The following is a 22,556-nucleotide window of genomic DNA, read 5'->3' as shown; positions in this document are numbered from 1 at the left end:
GGAAGGAATATTGTATGACCAAAATTATCGCCGTTACCGCTTGCCCGTCTGGCGTCGCCCACACCTATATGGCCGCTGAATCGCTGGAGAGCGCCGCTAAGGCCAAAGGCTGGCAGGTCAAAGTCGAGACCCAGGGCTCCATCGGCATTGAGAACGAGCTGACCGCAGAAGACGTCGCCAGCGCCGATATGGTGATTCTGACCAAAGATATCGGTATCAAGTTTGAAGAGCGTTTTGCCGGTAAAACCATCGTGCGCGTCAACATCAGCGACGCCGTGAAGCGCGCCGAAGCCATTATGAACAAAATCGACAGCCACCTTTCGCAGAATGCCTGACTGAATGCACGGGGCGCGGCCTGCGCCCCGCAAAATAACATGGAGTTTGTCTTGGCGTACTCCCCCACCTTTGCGCTAGCGCGACTCAGGGAAGGGATTCTTGCTTCACGGTGGCGAACCTTAGCCCAGAAAGAATTAAGGATTTACAGCCACTCCACAAGCTAACACGGCAAGCCCTGCCGCTTTGATATTACGGGCCGCGTTAATGTCGCGATCATGGTCTGCGCCGCATTCAGGACAAGACCATTTACGAACATCCAGAGGCATCTTTTTTATGGTGAAACCGCAACAGCTACAGCGTTTTGAGGACGGGAAAAACGGGTCAATAGCGACCACTGAACGCCCGGCCCATTCGCCCTTGTACTGGAGCTGGCGCGTAAACTCCCCCCAGCCTGCGTCTGCTATCGCTTTGGACAGCAACGGGTTACGGATCATGTTCTTCACTTTGAGGGATTCGACACAAACAACTTGGTTTTCGTTAATCAGTTTGCGGGTGGCCTTGTGCAGGGCATCCATTCGGCAATCGGCTATTTTCGCGTGGAGTCGGGCCACCTTTAAGCGGGCTTTGGCGCGGTTTTTCGAACCTTTGGCCTTTTTGCTTAATCGGCGCTGGAGCAGCGCCAGGCGTGCCGCGTATTTAGCAGTATGGTGGGGATTGCCGGATTTAAATCCGGTATCGGTGACGAACAAATCTTTTAAACCCACATCAAGGCCGACCGTTTTTGTAGTGACTGGCAGTGATACAGGTTCAAACTCGCAGAGACAGGAGACGAAGTATCGTCCGGCAGCATCCTTTGAAATGGTGACGGTAGACGGAGCAGACGGCAACTCACGGCTCCAGCACACGTCTAACGGCGCTTTGCTCTTTGCCATATACAATCTGCCGTCACGGTATTTGAATGCGCTAGCGGTTAATTCAGCAGCTTGTTTATGACGCTTACTTTTGAATGCCGGATATGCGGCACGCCCGGCGAAGAAGTTCGCAAAGGCAGTCTGTTGGTGACGTAAAGACTGCTGCAATGGCACGCAAGAAACATCATTGAGCCAGGCAAATTCCGGCTCTTTTTTTAGGGCCGTTAACCGGGCGCTGACCTGGACGTAACCCATTTTCTCCTGCCGTTCGTCGTACGCATCAGTGCGCCAACGAAGGATTGAATTGTAGACAAAACGCACACAGCCGAACGTCTGAGCCAGAAGCTCAACCTGATCGGCTGATGGATAGAATCGAAATTTATATGCGCGTTTCATGGTGTTACAAGATACGCACAATTATGTGAGGGCTATTGATAGTGATCAAACATACAGTATTCATGCACGAAAACCGTTTCCATTCCTCCCCAGCTTTATCGGTGGGAATATCCTGGAGGCATATTGATGACTAATCGCACTCAACGCTTAAAAGATCGTCTGTTCGCCAACCCGCGCGAAATCTCCCTCGAGCGAGCGCTGCTCTACACCGCCAGCCATAAACAGACCGAGGGGGAGCCGGTAATGATCCGCCGGGCGAAAGCGACCGCATGGGTCCTCGATCATGTGCAGATTTCGATTCGTGATGATGAACTGATTGCCGGCAACCGTACGATCAAACCGCGCGCCGGGATCATGTCGCCGGAGATGGATCCCTACTGGCTGCTCAAGGAGCTGGACCAGTTCCCGACCCGCCCGCAGGACCGCTTCAACATCAGCGAAGAAGATAAGCGCATCTACCGCGAAGTGCTGTTCCCCTACTGGGAAAATCGATCGATGAAGGACTTCATCAACGCCCAGATGACCGATGAAGTGAAGGCCGCCGTCAGCACGCAGATTTTTAGCGTCAACCAGACCGATAAAGGCCAGGGACATATCATCATCGACTACCCTCGCCTGCTGGAAAACGGCCTCGCCGCGCTGGTGGCGGAGATGAAAGCGGTGAGTCAGCGGCACCCGCAGAACAATTTTTATCAGGCGGTACTAATCCTGCTGGAAGCCTCCCAGCGCCATATTCTGCGCTATGCGGCGCTTGCCGATGACATGGCCGCCGTCTGCGGCGACGGGCAGCGGCGCAAAGAGCTGGAGACCATCGCGGACATCTCCCGCCATAACGCGGTGCACCGCCCGGAAGATTTCTGGCAGGCCTGCCAGCTCTTCTGGTATATGAACATCATTTTGCAGTATGAATCCAACGCCAGCTCCATCTCGCTGGGTCGCTTTGACCAGTACATGCTGCCGTACTATCAGGCTTCGCTGAATCGCGGCCAGGATCCGCAGTTTCTTCAGGAGCTTCTGGAGTCGCTGTGGGTGAAGTGCAACGATATTGTCCTGCTGCGCTCCACCAGCAGCGCGCGCTACTTCGCGGGCTTCCCGACCGGCTATACCGCCCTGCTCGGCGGCCTGACCGAGACCGGACGCAGCGCGGTCAATATCCTGTCGTTTTTATCCCTCGACGCCTACCAGAACGTTCGCCTGCCGCAGCCGAACCTCGGCGTGCGGGTCAACGAGCTGGTCGATCGCCCTTTCCTGCGCAAAACCGCCGAGACCATTCGCCTCGGCACCGGCATTCCGCAAATCTTCAATGATGAAGTGGTGATCCCGGCGTTTCTCAACCGCGGCGTCTCGCTGGATGACGCGCGGGATTACTCGGTGGTTGGCTGCGTTGAGCTGTCGATCCCGGGGCGCACCTACGGCCTGCACGATATCGCCATGTTCAACCTGCTGAAGGTGATGGAAATCGTGATGCTGGAAAACGAAAGCAACCCTGACATCACCTGGGATGGGCTGATCGACCAGATCCGCGACAAGATTCGCTATTACATTAAGCTGATGGTCGAAGGCAGCAATATTTGCGATATCGGCCACCGCGACTGGGCGCCGGTTCCCCTGCTCTCTTCCTTTATTGAGGATTGCGTGCAGCACGGCCAGGATATCACCGAAGGCGGCGCGCGCTATAACTTCTCCGGGGTCCAGGGCATCGGCATCGCTAACCTCAGCGACTCGCTGCACGCGCTTAAAGGGATGGTGTTTGAGCAAAAACGGCTCAGCTTCGCTGAACTGATCGCGGTGCTGAAAGCCAACTTCCAGACGCCGGAAGGGGAAAAAATCCGCGCGCGCCTGATCAACCGCTTCGAGAAATACGGCAACGATATTGACGAAGTGGACAATATCAGCGCCGATCTGCTGCGCTTCTACTGCAAAGAGGTAGAGCAGTACCGCAACCCGCGCGGCGGTCGCTTTACGCCGGGCTCCTATACCGTCTCTGCCCACGTGCCGCTCGGCTCGGTCGTCGGCGCCACTCCGGACGGACGCCTGGCCGGAGAGCAGCTGGCGGACGGCGGGCTGTCGCCGATGCTCGGCCAGGACGTGCAGGGGCCGACCGCGGTGCTCAAGTCGGTCAGCAAGCTGGATAACTTTCTGCTCTCCAACGGTACGCTGCTGAACGTCAAATTCACCCCGGCGACCCTTGCCGGCGACGGCGGCCTCAATAAGCTGGCCGACTTCCTGCAGGCATTCACCAGGCTGAAGCTGCAGCATATTCAGTTCAACGTGGTTAACGCCGATACGCTGCGCGAAGCCCAGCAGCGGCCGCAGGATTTTGCCGGCCTGGTGGTGCGCGTTGCGGGCTACAGCGCCTTTTTCGTCGAGCTGTCGCAGGAGATTCAGGATGACATTATCCGCCGCACCGCGCATCAGCTGTGAGGTCCTGGAAACGCGCGCCGATAAGGCGCGCATTTTTAATATCCAGCGCTACTCTTTGAATGATGGTCAGGGGATCCGCACCGTCGTGTTTTTTAAAGGCTGCCCGCATACCTGTCCCTGGTGCGCCAATCCGGAATCGATCTCGCCGCAAATTCAGACCGTACGCCGGGAGAGCAAGTGCCTGCGCTGCTCCCGCTGCCAGCAGGACGTGGTCGAGTGCCCTTCCGGCGCGTGGCAGCAGATTGGCCGCGACGTCACTCTCGATAATCTGCTTAAAGAGGTGCTGAAGGATGAGGTCTTCTTCCGCGCCTCCGGCGGCGGCGTGACCCTGTCGGGCGGCGAAGTCCTGATGCAGGCCGAATTCGCCGCGCGCCTGCTGCGCCGCCTGCGCGAATGGGGGATCAGAACGGCGATTGAAACGGCGGGCGATACCGCCTACCGCCGCTTTTTTCCGCTGGCGCAGGCCTGCGATGAAGTGCTGTTCGATCTGAAAATCATGGATGAAACGCTGGCCCGCGAGCAGCTGCGGATGAATATGCCGCGGGTGCTGGATAACTTTACCCGTCTGGTGGAAGCGCATATTCACGTGATCCCCCGGGTGCCGCTGATTCCGGGATTCACGCTTGATGAAGCGAATTTCCGCCGGATTCTGGCGTTTTTGGCCCCCTTTAAGCTGCCGGAAATTCATCTTCTGCCGTTCCATCAGTACGGCGAACCCAAATATCACTTACTGGGAAAAAAATGGTCGATGTCGATGATTAAAGCCCCTGCAGAATCTGAGATTCAGCCATTCAGGACGCTGGCCGAACGGGCCGGTTTTAGCGTGACCGTCGGCGGATAACGCCAGGAGGATGCTATGGATTTCACTATCGTTGCCGTCACGGCCTGCGTCAGCGGCGTCGCTCACACCTATATGGCGGCCGAGCGGCTGGAAAAAGTCGGCCACCAGGAGAAATGGAATATCAAAATTGAAACCCAGGGCGCGCTGGGGGTTGAGAACAAAATAATGGCCGACGACATCGCCCATGCCGATGTCGTTCTGCTGGTGACGGATATTGAAATTGACGATGCCGGACGCTTTAGCGGCATCCGCACCATTAAGACCAGCATCAAAACCTTTCTGCTGCAGCCGCAGCAGATTGTCGACGCGGTGAAATGCATTATGAAAAAGCCGGTGGTTTATCTTGAGATCCCGTGAGTACACCGGTGATTTTGTAGCCCGGGCAAGGCGCTTGCGCCGCGGCCCGGGGAAATAGCACCGCGCCTGCTCAGACTTCCCCCGGTCGCGCTGCGCTTACCGGGGCTACAGGTTCACCGCCGTTTGCCGTTTTGTAGCCCGGGCAAGGCGCTTGCGCCACGGCCCGGGGAAATAGCACCGCGCCTGCTCAGACTTCCCCCGGTCGCGCTGCGCTTACCGGGGCTACAGGTTCACCGCCGTTTGCCGTTTTGTAGCCCGGGCAAGGCGCTTGCGCCGCGGCCCGGGGAAATAACACTTCGCCCGCTCAGACTTCCCCCGGTCGCGCTGCGCTTACCGGGGCTACAATTCCATGCGATTTTTACGCCACCCCCAGCAGCCATTTCTGCGCGGGCGTCAGGCGGCTGGCGGTTTCCGGCGTCAGCCAGCGCTGCTGATCCTGCTGCGCGGTATCCGCTCTGTCGATATATAAGCCGTGCAGCACGCGCCTTCTGCTGCCGACGCGGTTGCGCGTCCCGCCGTGCCAGGCGTGGGCGTTATAAATCATCACGCTGCCCGCCGGCGCGGCGAACACCACCTCATCAGGATGCGCCAGCTCCGGGTCATCCAGCACCGCTTCCGGCAGCTCCGGACGCAAATGGGTGCCGGGAATAATGCGCGGCGCGCCGTTTTCAGCGCTCAGATCATCGATAGCCCAGATGGTATTCACCAGATGCACTTTCGGAAAATCGTGACGCGGCTTTTTCCAGTCCGCATGCAGCGGCTGATGGCCGCCGTTGAACAACGCTTCCCGCGCGTTCAGGCTGGAGACTTTAAAATCCCCCTGAAAAACATGCCGACAGGCGGAGAGAATCAGCGGATGGGACCAGACCTTTTCCCAAATCGCGCCTTTGTTAATCAGGTTGGCGATGCGGGTTGCCGTCGCTTCCTGGTGGTGCTCGATCGCCAGATTATCGCCCTCTCTCTCGACGATGGCGTCGATAAGCGCGCGCATCGCCGCCAGCCACTCCGCGTCCGCCACGTTATGCACGACGGTGTAGCCCAGGGTATCCAGCTCCTGTTTCATTGCCGGGCTCAGCGCAACGTTCGCCCCCAGCGCATCCAGATAAACCGCAGATTGTTGTTCCATATTTATATTCCTTAACTTATCGATAACACAAAACAAACTCTAATCGGCGGCGGGCGGGAATACATGAGGGCAAAACTACGAAAAACTGGACGAGCGTACGCGGCAGGGAAAAGTGTGATGGCCATCAAAATCCAGCTTTTTCCCCCTTCCTGCAGGGCAATCATTAGCCAAGCCGCCTGACACAGAACAAGCCTGTGCAGATAAAATAGATTATAATCAACAGGATAATTGCTCTCTTCTAAGGCATACGGAATGATTGACGATCTGGCGGATATTTTAAATCGTTTAGTAAATCAGAAAGATAATCTGCACGTCAGGTTCCCCGACCCGGATATCTCCGAGCCCGAGCTGGCGTTTAAGGTGCCCTTCCCACGGCTGGAAATTGTGCTTGAGGGTGAGCTTAAGGAGAGCGGGCTGCCGCTGTCGGAGACAATGCTCTCCGCCTCGCAGGTGCTCTACGTTCAGGCGGGTAAATGGACGCTGCCGGAATGGACCGCGCCGGCGTCGACGTTAAGCATTCTGTTTGGTCGCCAGAAGCTCGGGTTTTGCGTTCAGCACTGGGACGGCAAGCAGCTGCGCACGGAAAAGCAGAACGTCGCCCGCCTCGGACCGCGCGTGGGCTCCTACCTGCTGCTGTCGCTCAATGAAATCTGCCTGCAGCCGGACCCGGTAACCGCCAGGCTGGTGGTCGCGGCCCTGTTGAGCCACTGCCTTGAGCAGCTGGTCGGGCTGGAGATGCGCGTCAGCCGCAGCCGCGATCTGTTTCTGGCGGTACAGGATTATCTCGAAGAGCATCTCACCCAGCCGCTGACCCGCGAGTCGGTAGCGAAGCGTTTTCATATTACGCCCAACTACCTGTCGCATATATTTCAGAAATCCGGCTCCGTCGGTTTTAATGAGTTTCTCACCAGCGTCCGCCTGGAAAAGGCGAAAAAGATGCTGCGCGGCTACGACCTCAAGGTCAAAGAGATCGCCCACAACTGCGGTTTTGTCGACAGCAACTATTTCTGCCGGGTGTTTAAACGCTACACCGAGCGCTCGCCTTCCGAATATCGTCGCCACTGCCGCAGCGCGCAGCAGGGATAGTTCACGCGGCCCATTCAACCCGTCCGCGGCCGTTATTTTTCGCCTTATAGAGCGCGTCATCGACCTTTTTAATAAACAGGTTCTGCGGCTCGTCTTTATGGCGCAGACCGACGCCAATGCTGATCGACAGCGGGTTATCGTGGTTGATCAAGATCGCGCGGGCGTTTTGCAAAATCGACTGCGCCAGTTCATCCACTTCCTGCGCCGACAGGCCATCGACAATAATGGCAAACTCTTCTCCGCCAATCCTCGAAGGCAACACCTTATCGCTGGTAAGCTTCGCCAGCTGTTTGCCAAGGGCAAACAGCACTTCGTCCCCCACCAGATGTCCCCAGGTGTCATTAATTTTCTTGAAGTAGTCGATATCCACAATCATCAGCGCCAGCCTGCGCCCCTCCTTCTCGCGGATGGTGTCGATAAAAAAGCGACGGTTGGGCAGCTGGGTCAGCTCATCCTTGAGCGATTGCGAACGCGCGTCGACGTACAGGAGATTGATGCGCTCAATAATTTTGTAGACCCCGACCGCGCTCAGCAGCATGCCGGACAGGCGCAGCAGATCTTCGCAGTAGTACCCCATCCAGCGCGGCTGGTGGAATATTTCGTCCATCAGATCGAAAGTGCCCCCGGCAATCCACAGCAGCAGGCCGTAGCGTACCCAGTTAACCGCCACGTGGTTCATCCGCACCTTGGTCGAACTCCAGAGCATAAACAGCAGAAATAGCAGCGCCAGCAGATCGATATACATCCCTGGATTGGTCAAAATTTCGCGCCACGGCCCCAGCGGCGGCGAGACGAACGCGCACAGGCTCGATACGACGACGATCGCCAGCATTGCCGGAAGAATATGCGTTCGAGAGATAGAGGAAGAGGGTTGAATATGGATGTTTTTTTCGCGTTCGGGCATGGTCAGGTCTCATTACAGCGCGGCTTGCCGGGTTTTTAGCATAACAGCGCAGAGCGTTTGCGCGAACTGTAAAGGTGCGATGCCGGGCGACGGGCGCGGACTTCCACCTATCCCATGCTCTGTATGAGATGAAATTGTTATCGAAGCGGGTTCGCGCAAGCGCGCGAGTCTGGGAGCAGAGGGTTGCATCAGCAGGCGATGGGAGAATATTCATCAAAGCCACGCCGGGGTCAGGGATAAACTTCATAAACCGCAGGAAGCCCATCGTAAAATAAGGGTTTCCGCGCCGTTTTTGCATTTCCATACCAACTGGCTGAATCGGGATTGCCATTATTTATCTGCCACAACTATGCTGATAGTACCCGCCTCATCAGCCGTGTCCTGCCGGTTAAACGCTAAATATAAGGTGTCGTTATGGCCATTGATCCGGAGCTTTTATATATAGAAATCCTGGAGACTATTCTGATGGCGGCGCTGGATCCCCAGTTCTGGAAACCCGCGCTGCAGAAACTATCGTTACTGACAGGACATCAGTACGCGGCATTGCTTTATTATGACAAAGGTAATGCGCATCTCATGACGGATTCATTACTCTTTGATGAAAAAGTCTTTACGGCCTATCGGGATATCTTTCTGGCAATAGATCCTGCCGAAAAAATATTGACGGGGTTACCTGTAGGGCAGATGTACAGGGACAGGGAGTTTTTAGGGGATAAATTTATTGCTAACAGCGCTTATTATAATGAATTTCATCATCCTAATGATTTGAATTATCTGACCAGCGTTAAATTGTGTACCGTCAACGGTTATTCTACGTATTTATCACTGATGACGGCTAATGAAGCCAGCTATCCGCTGGCTGTACAATTTGACCTGTTCCGGCGTCTCATCCCGGCGTTAATTTCCGCCAGCCAGCTTCATGCCAGATTTGAACAACTTCGTGACACGATTAAATATCAGAGTGCCGTTATGGATAACGGTATCTACCCGGTCTGGCTGGTGGATCGCGCCGGGAAAATGCTTTACGCCAGCACCCAGGCCGAACATTACCAGCGCGCAAACCACAAAGCGATCTGGTCTGTCGGCGCTGACACCCTAAGCCTGAATACGGACAGCAAAAAACTGCGGCATGCCATTGAACAGGCCACCCGGACGGAGGCGCGTCCGCGGGCAGGATTATGCTACACCGCCGGACGGTATCCAAAACCGATTCTGGTCATCCCGTCCCCCAGCATTCCCGGTACGGCTTGCATTATCATCCCTGAACCCTTCCTCAGCGGCAGCGCGCTCATGGAACTGTTTAATGTCAAACCCGCCGAAAATGCGGTGGCAGAGCTGCTGCTCAGAGGGATGACTGCGGATGAATGCGCCATGCATCTGGGCGTCGCCATCACCACCGTCAGAACCCATCTGAGTGCGCTTTACCGAAAAACGCATACCCGCAATCAGTCCGAGCTCCTGCTCATTATCAGGGCTATTTATCGCTGATTTATTTTGCTCGCTCATTCATTTGAATGAATGTGGATGCCATGACCACCATTATACTGAACCCTATACGCGGGGCCGCGTATCATTAAACCACGTGGTTTTTGCTTGCTGCCAGCCGGTCCGGAGAGCACGTCAGCACCCGGCTTGCCTGTGGCTTTTCATAAAACCCGCTAAAGAGAGGCGGTGGAGGTCAGAAAAAAGAAATCATCTTATCGGCATAGCAAACGGGAATAAGCGAGTATCCTGTAGTCAGTAGAAATATCCGCGTATATGTCTTTATCTTCGCATGCCACATATAAATAAACTTTATATTGGTGAGGAATATACTTATGTTTTTGCTAAAAAGACACACATCAGCATCGGCAATCGTTTTGTTTTTTCTCTCTGCCGCAGTTCACGCTAATGATGTATCCTGTCAGGCTGAGCAGCCCTGCGGTGATAACATCGACAAATATTTAATTTACCTTGTATTTTTCATCGTTATTTTTGGTACCTTGCTTTCTATTTTAGTCATCCGCAAGTCGCTTCCTGAAGCGTGGTCTTTAGCCGATGCGCTTTCGGAAGACGTTGAATTATCCGCTACCGAAGAGGTTAAAACCACCACGGACGGCACTGATACCGTGACAAAGAAACCGCTTTATGACGTTGCGGGCAAACCGCTTCTGGTCAAAGAGATGAAAGCCAGTTCGAGCCGGCTCATTGCGCTAATCGGCATGCTGGTTATTTTGTTTATGTATATTGGCTTCGGCTCGTTATTGCTACTTGATTTTGGCCACAATAGAAAAATATCCAACCCTGATGCTCTGGGTGAAATCATTAAATTCCTGATAGCCGGAATGACATTATTTGCGCCTTACCTGGTAAATAAAGTTTCTTCTCTCTTTCAGGGCTTAACCTCGAGTAAATAGACCTAAGACACTATCTCAATATTCGTCACCGTCATGAAGGAGAGTTTTATGGATACTAGCAACAAGCGTATATTCATCGCGACTCGCTATCCCGTCAGCACGCAGCATGGTCGTCCACCGATAGCGTTTTTAGAACAGCTAGTCGATACTTTAAATGCTTTACCTGATGAGGTTTTTGCTGAAAATAAGCTTCATGATATCTATGCCGTAATGAAAGGGGCTCTGGGGCCCTACACCAGCCTTTTACACCGTAAAGCCGTCATGTGTGAAGTGCTTCGCGTTCAGGCGGGGTTTGAATCAGACTGGCGCTGGGATGCCGGCGTTGATTCCAAAAACGCTCGTTCACAGGCTCATATCGAAAGCGAAGAAACCGGGGCGTTTCAGGTGTCATTTGACAGTATCGGCAATGGAAAGGCGGAACTCCGTAATTTTGCCAAACAGCATGACATTGATACAGCTGAAAATTTCATTACAAAAATGAAAACAGACCACCCGCTGGCGATAGAGTATTGTGCCCGATTGTTGCGTTTCAGCACCAGCTGGTGCGGTACCATCGTAAACCCCGCGATGGTTATTTCTCACGTGCGACGTGATGCCGTGGAGGAATTCCAGACATTTGTTACGCTACATACGCCTCCTGTGATGTTTGCCGATAGCATCGCGCCGCTGAGCGACAAAGAAAAAATGCGCAACGTAGTCAATATTGCCAAAACGCCGGTTCGTTATGAAAACGTTCAGGCCGTCGCTGCGATTGAGCTTTTCAAATTAGCCCATGAGCAGTGGCCGCATGATGGTTGCGCCCTGAACCTGGCCAACCTGTTACAGGCCGGAGGGATTGCCGTTCCCGATATTACGCAGGCATTAGCGTTGGGCAACTATCTTCGTGATAAACGACAATGGGAAGTCATTTCTGTGGGTGAACAACGGCCCGGCGATGTCGGCTCCACCTGCGGTCCCGCGGCGCACCACGGTTACGATCATATTTATCTGGTTCTGGAATGCGAAGGTAACGACATAATGCTCATTGCCGATAATCAAAAACCAGTCCCTCATCAACGACTAGCCAGTGGAAATGGCAAAACACCCACAACATTCTTTTTGCGGCCAGTCTGATACCACAGGGTCAAACTTACCGCGCGCTGAATCCCACCGCGGCATCGCTTTCGGGATAACGCGGGCCGGGGAGCCCGGACCGGGATGTGCCGTCTCCGGGCCTCCCGGCGTTTCCGGCCTGCGTCGCGAAAAACCGTAGGCTCGCTCATTCTCGTTAGCTGACCAGCCTCAGCCCTCTCGCGACAATCCTTTTAAACTCTTCACAATGCCTATGCTCCGGCTGCGTGCAGCGCGCAGCGTGCTTCAGCCCGCGGCTTAACAGCCGCAGCCTGCGAATGGTGGCGTCAATCTCTTGTGCGCGCTGGTGTAGCTGCGCCCGGTCTATCGCTAACGCTGATGCGGTACCAAACATCGCGGCAAGTTCATCCAGAGAGAACCCTGCCGCCTGCCCCAGCACAATGAGCTGCAGCTTATTGAGCACATTTTCATGATACTGCCTTCGTAAACCATTACGGCCAACAGGCTGAATTAACCCCTTTTTTTCGTAATACCGCAAGGCTGAGGGGGTAACGCCTGAGAGGTCGGCAATTTGTCGGATATCCAGCGCTTTCATCGTTGACTTAAACCTCGCTTTAAGTTGCACACTGGCTACCAGCCTGTCATTGATTGGAAAAGGAGTACACCCTGGATACGATTATTGTTGTTAAAACTGTCATAACGGGTATTGGCGCGACGCTGATTATGGATTTGTGGTCATGGTGTCAAAAAGACCTCCTCAAGATACCGCCGCTGAACTATGCCCTGGTCGGTCGCTGGATATTATGGCTATCCAGAGGAAAGCTTTGCCATCGCACCATCGTCTCAACGCCGGAAATCGCTGGGGAGAGGCTTACCGGCTGGGTATTTCACTACCTGACCGGGATCGTTTTTGCTTTTGTCCCTCTGGTACTGTACGGCGCCGTCTGGCTGGATGCCCCCTCGCTTACGGGAGGCCTGCTGGCAGGCGGGTTAACGTTATTTGCGCCGTTCATAATTCTTCAGCCCGCATTGGGCTTCGGCATTGCGGCGTCGCAAACACCTCGCCCGTGGCTGGCTCGCTTGCTAAGCGTGCTCACACATCTGGCCTGGGGATTCGGGCTCTATATCGCGGCACTGGCTATCAGAGCGTGGGGATAATAGCTTAGCAGCCCGTCGGGGGTCAGAATGAGGCTAACTGACCCTTCACGCCAGGAGAATATCGTGTGGGTCACTCACCCAACACACCGTTACTTTTTTGCCGCTGTAGCTGATTATGTTTCTCAAGCTCATATTCAATGAATGCATCTATCATGGACCGATACACTTTCTCAATAATCACTTCGGGTAACCCTGCGGCAGCCGCCTTTTCGCGAACCCGATCAATAACCTGCTGCACGCGCGCGGGAGCACGAACGGCGGAGTGGTCAGTTTTGAATGCGGCAGCGGCTTTAACGCACTCAGCACGTTGAGCAATCAGGCTAACCAGTTCGCTATCAATCGAATCGATCTGGCTTCTGACATCGGCAAGGGTGGAAAACGTCATCACTTTGAACCTTTAAACTAGTACAATGGCTCAGAATAATATCTCAAATTTCGCCAGATTCCAGCCCTGCGTTTATTCAGAAAGCGCTGGTACGCATAGCCGCATAGAGGGAGCAGAGCTCCTGCAGGCTTTTGGTTCCCATGCGCTTCATCAGCCGGGTACGCTGGACGCTGACCGTGGACGGGCTGACCCCGCGGATACGGGCAATATCATCCAGAGAATGGCCGCGTAAACTGAGCCTCATGATCTGTTGCTCGGCATGGGTAAAATTAAACGTATCGGGCAGATAAGCAACGCTCTGGTTCTGAGCCGATAACAGGCCCATCACTTTTAACGCCTGACGCAGCTCTTCGACCGTCAACCTCTCTGACAAACAGAGCTTTAACAGGCCCGGAAACAGCCGGTTGATGGTCTCAAAATGGCGCTCAGAGGTGATGAAGATGGCGTAGTGCTCCGGCGGATGGCGAAAGAACAAAGTATATATCTCCTGGATATCCATCCCGCAGGTGACATACACGCAGTTGCTTAACCCCGCATCCGCGCCATCGCTCAGCTCCTGCACTATATTCTCTACGCCAGAAATAAATACACGATCCTTTCCATGAATAGTCATCTTGAAGTCCCGAGGTTACCGTCTTTTATTATCCTTCCATATGGACGCTTTTCTGAGAGTGTTATGTCGTCAGTCTGGCAGATCAATACCGCCCTCTTTTCCGTTTAGCTTTCGTTTAGCTTAAAGGGATTGGCAGTACTGGCTTCGGTTTAACCATTGAAACCATCGAAGTATTTTTAAGTTTTAACAAATTGAGCGCTTAAAAATATAGGAATAAGATTACCGTCAATTCACAAAAAATCCTTATATTCGCAAATAAAAACGCAAAACAAACCCAAAGAAACCACTCAATCTATTGATTTAAAAGAATAATAAATTATTAGGATTATCTTTATAAATGACATAAAAAATATTTACCCTCTATTTTTAATATTCAGATCTCGATCTCAAAACATCATTTCATTTTGTGTAAAAGTTATTTTCAATAAAATCACAAGCAGTGCGAATTTGTCATCATCAGGGAATAAAGAATAATGTGTGGTGAATCCCCCTAAGCGGCGGGGTCATGCTGAATTGAGGAATACCCTCATCGACGTTTCGTTTTTATAGACGAATCAGGAAGTCAGCGCCTGATTCACCGGGAGGCACCCGGCACCACACTACCATCTAATAATTTCATTTGTATCGTTCTGCCTGCTTTACGGCAGGTAATTTCTTGTACCTTTGGAAAATAAAAAAAGTAGAGGCACCCTATGTTTCGTTCTTTATTATTAGTCACGATCCCTTTTATCAGTATTGCTGCCCATGCGGTGACATTTGATTATCGTCATGAAACGAATGACAAAGCCGGCAATAATCATAAAGACAGACTGCTGATGTCTCACCGTTTTGCCAATGGCTTTGGCTTGTCGCTGGAAGGGAAATGGAAAGGTTCGCAGGATAAAAATAAAGCCTATGATGAAACCGTGAGTAACGGCACCGAAGTGGTGGCGAGCTATGTGCATAAAATAAATAAAACCTTCCAGATTGAGCCCGGCTTCTCTCTGGATACCAGTTCGTCCTCAAACAACTATCGTCCCTACCTGCGCGGTAAAGCGAATCTGACCGACGATGTCAGTGCCTCATTGCGCTACCGCCCTTACTACAAGCGCAATTCAGGCAATATCGGCACGTCTAAAGACACCTCGGAGAACGGCTATAATCTGACCAGCGTTATTTCCTGGAAATTCCTCAAAGATTATCAGCTCGATTATGAATTGGACTATAAAAAAGCCAACTCCGCCGGGGTTATTTTAGCGGATAACGAAAGCTACGACTGGACCCATGATTTTAAGCTAACCTATAAATTTGATAAAAACTGGTCTCCTTATATGGCCATCGGCAACGTTTCCGGCAGTAAAGCCACCGATGAACGCCAAACGCGTTATCGCGTTGGTGTGAAATACTCCTTCTGATAACTTCCTGTCAGCCAGATAATAAATAAGGGTTTTATTAAACCCTTATTTTCATTAAGAGGATAATAATGAAGATTGCAAAAATCACCCTGGCATTGGGCGCTCTGAGTCTCTTCTCACTGAGTGCTGGCGCCCAGGAGAACGCGCGCCTGAGCAGCGTAAAGCAGTTCGCTGACGTCGTGCTGGATAAAGCGGGAGATCGGTACGGCCATCACTCTCCTCTGCTGGCCAATGGCGTGGATCCTCGCACCGGCAAGCAAATGGAATGGGTCTTTCCGGACGGTAAAGTGACCGTGCTGTCGAACTTCTCGGCCCAGCAAAATTTGATGCGGGTGCTGGTAGGGTTAAGCAACCTGACCGGCGAAGCAAAATATAAGCAGCGGGTCGCGGAGAATATTCGCTACTACTTTGACCACTATCAGGACGCCAGCGGGCTACTGCTGTGGGGAGGCCATCGCTTTGTTGATTTGAAAACGCTGCAGCCTCAAGGCCCGAGCGAAAAGGAGATGGTCCATGAACTCAAGAACGCGTATCCCTATTACGACATGATGTTTGCCGTCGATGACAAGGCTACCGCGCGCTTTATCAAGGCTTTCTGGAACGCTCATGTTTACGACTGGAAAACGCTGGAAACCAGCCGTCACGGGGAGTACGGCAAAGCGATGGGCGCGCTCTGGCAAAGTGATTTTGTCCAACAGCCGCCCTTTTTCGCCACCAAAGGCCTGAGCTTTCTCAATGCCGGCAACGACCTTATCTACTCCGCATCGCTGCTCTATCAATACGATGGTGACGCTGGCGCGCTGACGTGGGCGAAGCGTCTGGCCGAACAGTACGTTCTGCCGCGAGATAAGAAGACCGGACTTGGCGTCTACCAGTTTACCCAACCGCTAAAACGCGCCGACACCACCGATGACAGCGACACGCATTCGAAATACGGCGACCGCGCGCAGCGTCAGTTTGGCCCCGAACTGGGCCCGGACGCGCTGGAGGGCAATATGCTGCTGAAGGGCCGGACCAGCACGCTCTACTCAGAAAATGCGCTGATGCAGCTTGCCCTGGCAAAATCGCTCGGCAAAGACGGTGACGATCTCAAAAAATGGACCCTTGATGGCCTCAAAGCCTTCGCGACCTACGCTTACGATGAGCAGAACAATACCTTCCGCCCGATGCTGGCCAACGGCACGGATCTCTCCGGCTATGCGTTAAAACGCGATGGCTATTATGGGAAAAAAGGCACGGTGCTCAAAGCCTATCCGGCGGGAAATGAATTTCTTCTCTCCTACGCCCGCGCCTGGACGCTTGAACCGGATCGTGCCATCTGGAAAGTCGCCCGCGGCATCGCGAAAGGCCAGGGTTTAGGCGATATCGGTGAACCCGGCGGCGCAAACCGCAGGCTGAATAACCAAACGGAGAACCATCAGCCGTATGCGATTTTCGCGCTTATCGACCTGTGGCAGGCCACCGGGCAGCAGGACTATTTGACGCTGGCGGATCGCATCGGCGCGAACATCATCAACAAGCAGCGCCTCAACGGCTTTTTTGTCGATGACCCTGAGGCCGAATATGCCAGTATCGATAGTATTGCCCCCTATGCGCTTCTCGCCCTGGAAGCCGCCTTCCGCAACACGCCGGACGCGGTGGCGCCGTTCCTGAACGGCGCGGGATTCACCGAGGGTGCTTATCGGCTGGCTGACGGGACGGTTCGCTACTCCACGCGAGATGACGAGCTGTTCAGGCTCAGACCCGGCGAACAGCTTAAACCGAACGGCAAAAGATAAAACAGGCCCCCACCGTGGTGGGGGTTGCGCTATGCCCGGTTTACCAGAAGCGAAACGATAGCCGCTACTTCCCGGCATCCAACGCCGACACCGCGCGCGAATAGGCCGCTATCGCCAGCGCCACATCGTCGGCGGTGACCGACTCGGCGGGATGATGACTGATGCCGCCTTTGCAGCGCACAAATAGCATCGCTGACGGCCAGCGTTCGGCAATGGCGATGGCATCATGCCCGGCGCCGCTCGGCAGCGTCAACGAACGCCCCTGCACCGCCTGCACCGCCTCGCTCAATACCTGCTGCAATCCGCTATCGCAGGCGGTGGCGGCAATACGGTAAAACTCTTCGGCACTGAACCGCAGCTGGCGACGAGAAGCAATGGCCTGCGCCTCCTTCAGCAGCGTATCCAGCAGCGCATCCAGCGGCTGGTCGTGCGGCCCGCGAATATCCAGGGTCAGCGTAACGTCGCCGGGTATCACGTTAACCGCGCCGGGCGCGCAGCGCAGCGTACCCACCGTGGCGACCCGGTTTCCGCCCTGCTCGCGGGTCAGGGTCTCTACCCGCACCATCCACTCGGCGGCGGCGGCCAGCGCATCTTTCCGATGACTCATCGGCACGGTCCCGGCGTGTCCCGCCTCGCCGGTAAAGCGGCAGTTCAGGCGACGCGCGCCGTTGATCGCCTCGACCACCCCCAGCGCCAGCCCTTCCTGCTCGAGGCACGGCCCCTGCTCGATATGCAGTTCCAGGTAGGCGGCAATCTCCTCCGGGCGGCGGGCGGCAAGATGAATGCGCGCCGGATCCAGCCCCGCCAGCACCATCGCCTGCGCCACGCTGACGCCGTCGGCATCGGTCTGCGCCAGCCAGCTCTCGGGCCAGGTACCGGTTATCCCGCGGCTGCCGAGCAGCGTAATACCGAAGCGCGTCCCCTCTTCATCGCAAAAGCCGACAATCTCAATGGCCTGTTTCAGCCTCCGCCCCTGTTGATGCAGACCGTGCACCACTTCGATCGCCGCCAGGACGCCGAGCATCCCGTCGTAGCGCCCGGCGTTGCGCACCGTATCAAGGTGCGACCCCAGCAGGATGGCGGGCGCCCCCTCCTGCTCTCCCTCGTAGCGGCCGCAAATATTGCCGACGCTGTCCTGCCAGACGGTCATTCCGGCCTGGGTCATCCACCGCGCCGCCCGCTGGTTGGCCTCGAGATGCTGTGGGGAGAGATAAACCCGGGTCAGGGCATCCGGCGTTTCGCTGATCGCGGCCAGCTCATCGGCGCGGGCCATCACCCGCGCCGCGACCTGCTGCATTTCCGCCTGCTGGCGTTGTGCTGGACTCATTGGGCGCTCTCGCTGCGATAGTGATCCCACGCGGCCTGCATCGCCGCGCCCTGAGTGGTGGAGAATTTGAGATAGTTCAGCACCGACTCCAGCGCGCTGAGCGTGGTCATCACGCAGTCTTTACGCGCGTTGTACCCCATGGTGCCGATCCGCCACACTTTGCCGTGCAGCGGGCCGAACGAGGTACCGATTTCAATACCGAAATCTTCCAGCATCAGCTTGCGCGCCTGGTCGCCGTTGATACCCTGCGGGATAACGACGCCAAGCACGTTGTTCATCTTATGTTTCAGGTCGCCGAAGGTCTCCAGCCCCATCGCCTGAATGCCTTTGACCAGCGCGTCGCCGTGCAGCTTATGGCGGGCAATGCCGTTATCCAGCCCCTCCTGGAGGATCAGCCGTGCGCATTCGCGGGCGCCGAACAGCGCGGTAGTGGCCTCGGTATGATGGTTAAGGCGCTCCGGCCCCCAGTAGTCCATCACCATGCCGAGATCGAAATAGTTGGAGTAGATCATCTCCTCGTCGCCGTCGCGGTGGGCATCGGTGCGAATCCCCTCTTCCACGCATTTGCGGCGGCGAATCGCCTCTTCCATGCGCGCGCTGAGGGTAATCGGCGAGGTGCCGGACGGACCGCCGAGGCATTTTTGCATCCCAGCCGAGACCGCATCCAGCCCCCAGGCGTCGGTTTCCAGCGGGTTACCGCCCAGCGAAGCGGTGGCGTCGGTGTAAAACAGTACGTCATAGCGGCGGCAGATATCCCCCAGCTCCGCCAGCGGCTGCAGCATCGTGGTGGAGGTGTCGCCCTGCACCGTCAGCAGCAGGCGCGGACGAATACGTTTGATGGCATCCTCCACCTGGTCCGCGGTAAACACCTCACCCCAGGGCACTTCAATGGTGTGCACTTCCGCCCGGCAGCGGCGGGCGATTTCGCACAGCAGATGGCCGAAGCGGCCAAACACCGGCACCAGCACCTTGTCCCCCGGCCGAATAGCCGAAACCAGGATCGCCTCAATCCCGGCCCTTGAGGTTCCGTCCACCAGCATCGTCCAGCGGTTTTCGGTACGAAATACGCCGCGGTACAGCGCCATCACTTCGTTCATATAGTGGGTCATCGCCGGGTCGTACTGGCCGATCAGCTGGCTCGACATGGCGCGCAGCACGCGCGGGTCGGCGTTAATCGGGCCGGGCCCCATCAGCAGGCGCGACGGCGGATTGAGTTGCGGAAACTGAGTGATATCCATCTTTAAGTCCTTATTGATTGAGGCCGCGCACGGAGGAAATAAACTGCTTCAGTTCGCTGGTCTGCGGGTTGGCGAACAGCGTTTTGCTGTCGCCCTGCTCCCAGACCCGTCCCTGATGCATAAACACGACGCGGTCGCCCACTTCGCGGGCAAAATTCATTTCATGGGTCACGAGAATCAGCGTCATGCCCTCCGCCGCCAGCTGCTCCAGCACCTTAAGCACTTCGCCAACCAGCTCCGGATCCAGCGCCGAGGTGATCTCGTCACAGAGTAAAACTTTTGGCGACATCGCCAGCGCGCGGGCAATCGCCACGCGCTGCTGCTGGCCGCCGGAGAGACTCGACGGGTAGTAATCGAGCCGGTCGCCCAATCCGACCTTTTCCAGCATCCGCTGGGCCAGTTCACGGCACTCGGCGGCGCTCTTCTTCAGCACCCGACGCGGCGCCAGCATCACGTTTTCCAGCGCCGTCATATGCGGAAACAGGTTAAAACTCTGGAACACCATGCCGATAGAGCGGCTGATCTCCCGCGCCTGCGATTCGCGGTCGGTAATGGTCATCCCGCCGAGCTTAATGCTGCCTTCCTGATAGCCTTCCAGGCCGTTGATGCAGCGCAGCAGCGTGCTTTTGCCCGACCCGCTGCGGCCGATAATCGAGATCACTTCGCCCATATCGATATCCAGATCGACGCCCTTGAGCACGTGGTTATCGCCGTAGTACTTCTGCATCTGATTAATGGTGATGAGAGGCATTGAATTTGTTCTCCAGATGACGGCTGTAGCGGGACAGCGGGTAACACAGAATGAAATAGCCCAGCGCCACCAGCGCAAAGACTTTAAACGGCTGATACGTCACGTTGGTCAGCATCGTTCCCGCTTTGGTCAGCTCGACGAAGCCGATAATCGACGCCAGCGCGGTACCCTTGATCACCTGCACGGCAAACCCCACCGTCGGGGCGATGGCGATCCGCAGCGCCTGCGGGGCGACGACCCGATACAGCGTCTGGCCAAAGCTCAGCCCCAGACAGCGCGAGGCTTCCCACTGCCCTTTTGGCAGGGCGCGGATGCTGCCAAACCAGATATCAAGCAAAAAGGCGCTGGTATACAGCGTCAGCGCCAGCGACGCCGCGGTCCACGCCGAAACGTCGATGCCGAACAGCGCCACGCCGAAAAAGGCGAGAAACAGCTGCATCAGCAGCGGCGTCCCCTGAAACAGTTCGACATAGCCGCGGATCAGGCGTTTTACCTGACGCCCGCCGGTCATGCGCAGCAGCAGGAGCGGCAGCGTGACCAGCGCGCCGCCGAGAAACGCCACCAGCGACAGCAGCACCGTCCAGCGCCCGGCCAGCAGCAGATTGCGGACAATGTCCCAATCGGTAAAGGTGGTCATCATGCCTGCACCCCCAGCCATTTACGTCCCGCCGCCATCAGCAGCTGACGCATCGTTATCGACAGCGCTAAATAAATCCCCGTCGTCACCAGATAGACCTCAAAACTGAGGAAGGTGCGCGACTGAATCAGGTTAGCGGCAAAGGTCAGCTCTTCATAAGAGACCTGCGACACCACCGATGAACCGAGCATGACGATGATGCACTGGCTCACCAGCGCCGGATAAATGCGCTGCAGCGCGGGCGGCAGAATGACCTGAATAAAGATCTGCGTCCGGGTCAGCCCCAGTACGCGCCCCGCTTCCCACTGACCTTTCGGCGTCACCTGAATCCCGGCGCGTACGATCTCGGTACTGTAGGCCCCAAGATTGACCACCATCGCCAGCAGCGCGGCCTCGCCCGCCGTCATCTTCAGCCCCAGATTCGGTAAGCCGAAGACGATAAAAAACAGCTGTACCACAAACGGCGTGTTGCGAATCAGTTCGACATACCCGCCCCAAATCCGGCTGAACCACGTGGGACGCCCGCTGCGGATGGCGGCGCCGAAGATGCCAATCGTCAGGCCACCTATCGTCGCCAGCACCGTCAGCTGAATGGTCACCCACAGCCCCGCCAGCAGCTCCGGCCAGTGCGGCCAGAGCGCAGAAAAATGAAGTTGCTCCGTCATGCCCGGACCTTATGCGCCGAGGCTGGCAGGCAGCGGCGCTTTCAGCCACTTCTCAGACAAACCGTTCAGGGTGCCGTCTTTTACGCCCTGCTCAATCAGCGCATCCACTTTCGCCTTCAGGGCCGGTTGGTTCTTTTTCAGGCCGATAAAGCACGGCGAATCCTTCAGCATAAAGCTCGGCACCGGGGCCTTGTCAGCGTTCTGCCGGGAGATGGCCGCCACCACCAGGTTGCCGGTGGCCACATACTGCACCTGGCCAGATAAATAGGCCGACAGCGTTGTGTTGTTATCTTCGTAGCGCTTAATCTGCGCCTCTTTCGGCGCCACGCTGGTCAGCACCATATCTTCCACCGCGCCGCGGGTCACGCCCACGCTTTTACCGCTCAGCGCCGCCGGGTCTTTCAGCTCCGCGCCTTTCGGGCCAAATACGCCGAGGAAGAACGGCGCATAGGCGCGGCTAAAGTCGATCACCTTTTCGCGCTCGGCGTTTTTACCGAGGCTGGAAATCACCAGATCCACCTTATCGGTTTGCAGGTAAGGCACGCGGTTGGCGCTGGTCACCGGCACCAGCTGCAGCTTGAGCTTCATCTCTTTGGCGAGATAGCGCGCCATATCGATGTCGTAGCCCTGCGGCTGAAGGTCGGTGCCTACCGAGCCAAACGGCGGGAAATCCTGCGGCACCGCAATGCGGATTGTGCCGCGCTTTTCAATATCCTGGAGCTGGTCAGCTTTCGCCGCCGGGAGGTTGGTTAACAGACAAGCGGCCCCGGCCAGTGCGATCAACAGTTTCTTCATGATGTTTACCCGTTACGTTAGCATGAA

The 22,556-nt window shown here is 55.7% G+C and carries 23 protein-coding genes and 1 pseudogene; 12 read left to right on the top strand and 12 right to left on the bottom strand.

Annotated features, from left to right (window positions below; all coding sequences use genetic code 11):
• Window positions 1-14: 14 nt before the first annotated feature.
• The gene (locus ABLU88_RS21165; protein WP_004100938.1) at window positions 15-335 is read left to right on the top strand and encodes a PTS fructose-like transporter subunit IIB; all 321 of its coding nucleotides are present in this window, start codon (window positions 15-17) and stop codon (window positions 333-335) included.
• 135 nt (window positions 336-470) lie between these two features.
• On the opposite strand, the gene ABLU88_RS21160 is transcribed toward ABLU88_RS21165, so the two are convergent.
• Window positions 471-1,583, bottom strand: coding sequence for a transposase (locus ABLU88_RS21160; protein ID WP_348837855.1), 1,113 nt, complete (start codon window positions 1,581-1,583; stop codon window positions 471-473).
• 126 nt (window positions 1,584-1,709) lie between these two features.
• Here ABLU88_RS21160 and ABLU88_RS21155 point away from each other — a divergent pair, with 126 nt between their 5' ends.
• The 3 genes from ABLU88_RS21155 to ABLU88_RS21145 are packed head-to-tail and all read left to right on the top strand — an operon-like array spanning window position 1,710 to window position 5,205.
• Entirely contained in the window at window positions 1,710-4,007 is a 2,298-nt protein-coding gene (locus tag ABLU88_RS21155; protein WP_348837853.1) for a formate C-acetyltransferase, read from the top strand.
• Entirely contained in the window at window positions 3,973-4,848 is an 876-nt protein-coding gene (locus ABLU88_RS21150; protein WP_025106242.1) for a [formate-C-acetyltransferase]-activating enzyme, read from the top strand. Before ABLU88_RS21155 ends, ABLU88_RS21150 begins: the two co-directional genes overlap by 35 nt.
• A gap of 15 nt (window positions 4,849-4,863) precedes the next feature.
• Window positions 4,864-5,205, top strand: a complete 342-nt coding sequence (locus tag ABLU88_RS21145) for a PTS fructose-like transporter subunit IIB (protein WP_004849743.1) — start codon at window positions 4,864-4,866, stop codon at window positions 5,203-5,205.
• 358 nt (window positions 5,206-5,563) lie between these two features.
• Here the strand turns inward: ABLU88_RS21145 and ABLU88_RS21140 are convergent, their stop codons facing one another.
• On the bottom strand, window positions 5,564-6,331 hold the full coding sequence (locus tag ABLU88_RS21140; protein ID WP_057174232.1) for a phytanoyl-CoA dioxygenase family protein: 768 nt from the start codon (window positions 6,329-6,331) through the stop codon (window positions 5,564-5,566).
• A 252-nt stretch (window positions 6,332-6,583) separates the two neighbouring features.
• Between ABLU88_RS21140 and ABLU88_RS21135 the strand changes: the two genes are divergently transcribed.
• Window positions 6,584-7,417 (top strand): AraC family transcriptional regulator, encoded by an 834-nt coding sequence (locus ABLU88_RS21135; protein ID WP_049082348.1) that lies wholly within the window; start codon window positions 6,584-6,586, stop codon window positions 7,415-7,417.
• Window position 7,418: 1 nt separating this feature from the next.
• Here the strand turns inward: ABLU88_RS21135 and ABLU88_RS21130 are convergent, their stop codons facing one another.
• On the bottom strand, window positions 7,419-8,321 hold the full coding sequence (locus tag ABLU88_RS21130) for a GGDEF domain-containing protein (protein WP_025106240.1): 903 nt from the start codon (window positions 8,319-8,321) through the stop codon (window positions 7,419-7,421).
• Window positions 8,322-9,530: 1,209 nt separating this feature from the next.
• Between ABLU88_RS21130 and ABLU88_RS21125 the strand changes: the two are divergent.
• The 4 genes and pseudogenes from ABLU88_RS21125 to ABLU88_RS21110 all read left to right on the top strand — a co-directional run bounded on the left by ABLU88_RS21125 (window position 9,531) and on the right by ABLU88_RS21110 (window position 11,830).
• Window positions 9,531-9,735: pseudogene (locus ABLU88_RS21125) on the top strand (hypothetical protein).
• Window positions 9,693-9,809 carry a hypothetical protein gene (locus ABLU88_RS21120; RefSeq protein WP_239659190.1) on the top strand — a complete coding sequence of 39 codons (117 nt, stop codon included), beginning with the start codon at window positions 9,693-9,695 and terminating at the stop codon, window positions 9,807-9,809. Before ABLU88_RS21125 ends, ABLU88_RS21120 begins: the two are co-directional and overlap by 43 nt.
• A 329-nt stretch (window positions 9,810-10,138) precedes the next feature.
• A complete protein-coding gene (locus ABLU88_RS21115; RefSeq protein ID WP_025106238.1) occupies window positions 10,139-10,717 on the top strand; it encodes a hypothetical protein in 579 nt (192 codons plus the stop codon).
• Between the two features lie 48 nt (window positions 10,718-10,765).
• Window positions 10,766-11,830: a hypothetical protein gene (locus ABLU88_RS21110; protein ID WP_025106237.1), complete on the top strand. Its 1,065-nt coding sequence runs from the start codon at window positions 10,766-10,768 to the stop codon at window positions 11,828-11,830.
• Between the two features lie 154 nt (window positions 11,831-11,984).
• Here ABLU88_RS21110 and ABLU88_RS21105 read toward each other — a convergent pair whose 3' ends face one another.
• Window positions 11,985-12,383 carry a MerR family transcriptional regulator gene (locus ABLU88_RS21105; RefSeq protein ID WP_025106236.1) on the bottom strand — a complete coding sequence of 133 codons (399 nt, stop codon included), beginning with the start codon at window positions 12,381-12,383 and terminating at the stop codon, window positions 11,985-11,987.
• An 83-nt stretch (window positions 12,384-12,466) separates the two neighbouring features.
• Here ABLU88_RS21105 and ABLU88_RS21100 point away from each other — a divergent pair, with 83 nt between their 5' ends.
• Entirely contained in the window at window positions 12,467-12,946 is a 480-nt protein-coding gene (locus tag ABLU88_RS21100) for a DUF2938 family protein (protein WP_077254595.1), read from the top strand.
• Window positions 12,947-13,016: 70 nt separating this feature from the next.
• On the opposite strand, the gene ABLU88_RS21095 is transcribed toward ABLU88_RS21100, so the two are convergent.
• Together ABLU88_RS21095 and ABLU88_RS21090 are read right to left on the bottom strand one after the other, a co-directional pair.
• A complete protein-coding gene (locus tag ABLU88_RS21095) occupies window positions 13,017-13,331 on the bottom strand; it encodes a chorismate mutase (protein WP_025106234.1) in 315 nt (104 codons plus the stop codon).
• Between the two features lie 76 nt (window positions 13,332-13,407).
• Entirely contained in the window at window positions 13,408-13,944 is a 537-nt protein-coding gene (locus ABLU88_RS21090) for a LuxR C-terminal-related transcriptional regulator (RefSeq protein WP_025106233.1), read from the bottom strand.
• Window positions 13,945-14,636: 692 nt separating this feature from the next.
• On the opposite strand from ABLU88_RS21090, the gene ABLU88_RS21085 reads away from it, so the two are divergent.
• The gene (locus ABLU88_RS21085) at window positions 14,637-15,338 is read left to right on the top strand and encodes an oligogalacturonate-specific porin KdgM family protein (protein ID WP_064375817.1); all 702 of its coding nucleotides are present in this window, start codon (window positions 14,637-14,639) and stop codon (window positions 15,336-15,338) included.
• Between the two features lie 68 nt (window positions 15,339-15,406).
• Entirely contained in the window at window positions 15,407-17,116 is a 1,710-nt protein-coding gene (locus tag ABLU88_RS21080) for a pectate lyase (RefSeq protein WP_049082344.1), read from the top strand.
• A gap of 64 nt (window positions 17,117-17,180) precedes the next feature.
• On the opposite strand, the gene hpxK is transcribed toward ABLU88_RS21080, so the two are convergent.
• Genes hpxK through ABLU88_RS21050 form a run of 6 tightly spaced genes read right to left on the bottom strand, consistent with a single transcriptional unit; the run spans window position 17,181 to window position 22,529 of the window.
• Entirely contained in the window at window positions 17,181-18,443 is a 1,263-nt protein-coding gene (gene hpxK, locus ABLU88_RS21075; RefSeq protein WP_064358685.1) for an allantoate amidohydrolase, read from the bottom strand.
• Window positions 18,440-19,681, bottom strand: coding sequence for an alanine--glyoxylate aminotransferase family protein (locus tag ABLU88_RS21070; protein WP_057174116.1), 1,242 nt, complete (start codon window positions 19,679-19,681; stop codon window positions 18,440-18,442). Before ABLU88_RS21070 ends, hpxK begins: the two co-directional genes overlap by 4 nt.
• Window positions 19,682-19,691: 10 nt before the next feature.
• Window positions 19,692-20,432 (bottom strand): amino acid ABC transporter ATP-binding protein, encoded by a 741-nt coding sequence (locus ABLU88_RS21065; RefSeq protein ID WP_025106229.1) that lies wholly within the window; start codon window positions 20,430-20,432, stop codon window positions 19,692-19,694.
• A complete protein-coding gene (locus ABLU88_RS21060) occupies window positions 20,413-21,069 on the bottom strand; it encodes an amino acid ABC transporter permease (protein WP_014228771.1) in 657 nt (218 codons plus the stop codon). The genes ABLU88_RS21065 and ABLU88_RS21060 overlap by 20 nt, the downstream gene beginning before the upstream one ends.
• Entirely contained in the window at window positions 21,069-21,734 is a 666-nt protein-coding gene (locus tag ABLU88_RS21055; protein WP_064375815.1) for an amino acid ABC transporter permease, read from the bottom strand. Before ABLU88_RS21055 ends, ABLU88_RS21060 begins: the two co-directional genes overlap by 1 nt.
• 9 nt (window positions 21,735-21,743) lie before the next feature.
• Window positions 21,744-22,529, bottom strand: a complete 786-nt coding sequence (locus tag ABLU88_RS21050; protein WP_014838043.1) for a transporter substrate-binding domain-containing protein — start codon at window positions 22,527-22,529, stop codon at window positions 21,744-21,746.
• Between the last annotated feature and the right edge of the window lie 27 nt (window positions 22,530-22,556).

The organism is Klebsiella sp. GW_Kp182 (assembly GCF_040062275.1).
Taxonomy (GTDB): domain Bacteria; phylum Pseudomonadota; class Gammaproteobacteria; order Enterobacterales; family Enterobacteriaceae; genus Klebsiella; species Klebsiella michiganensis.
Note: the sequence above shows the minus strand (reverse complement) of the source record. Positions and strands in the feature narration are given on the sequence as shown.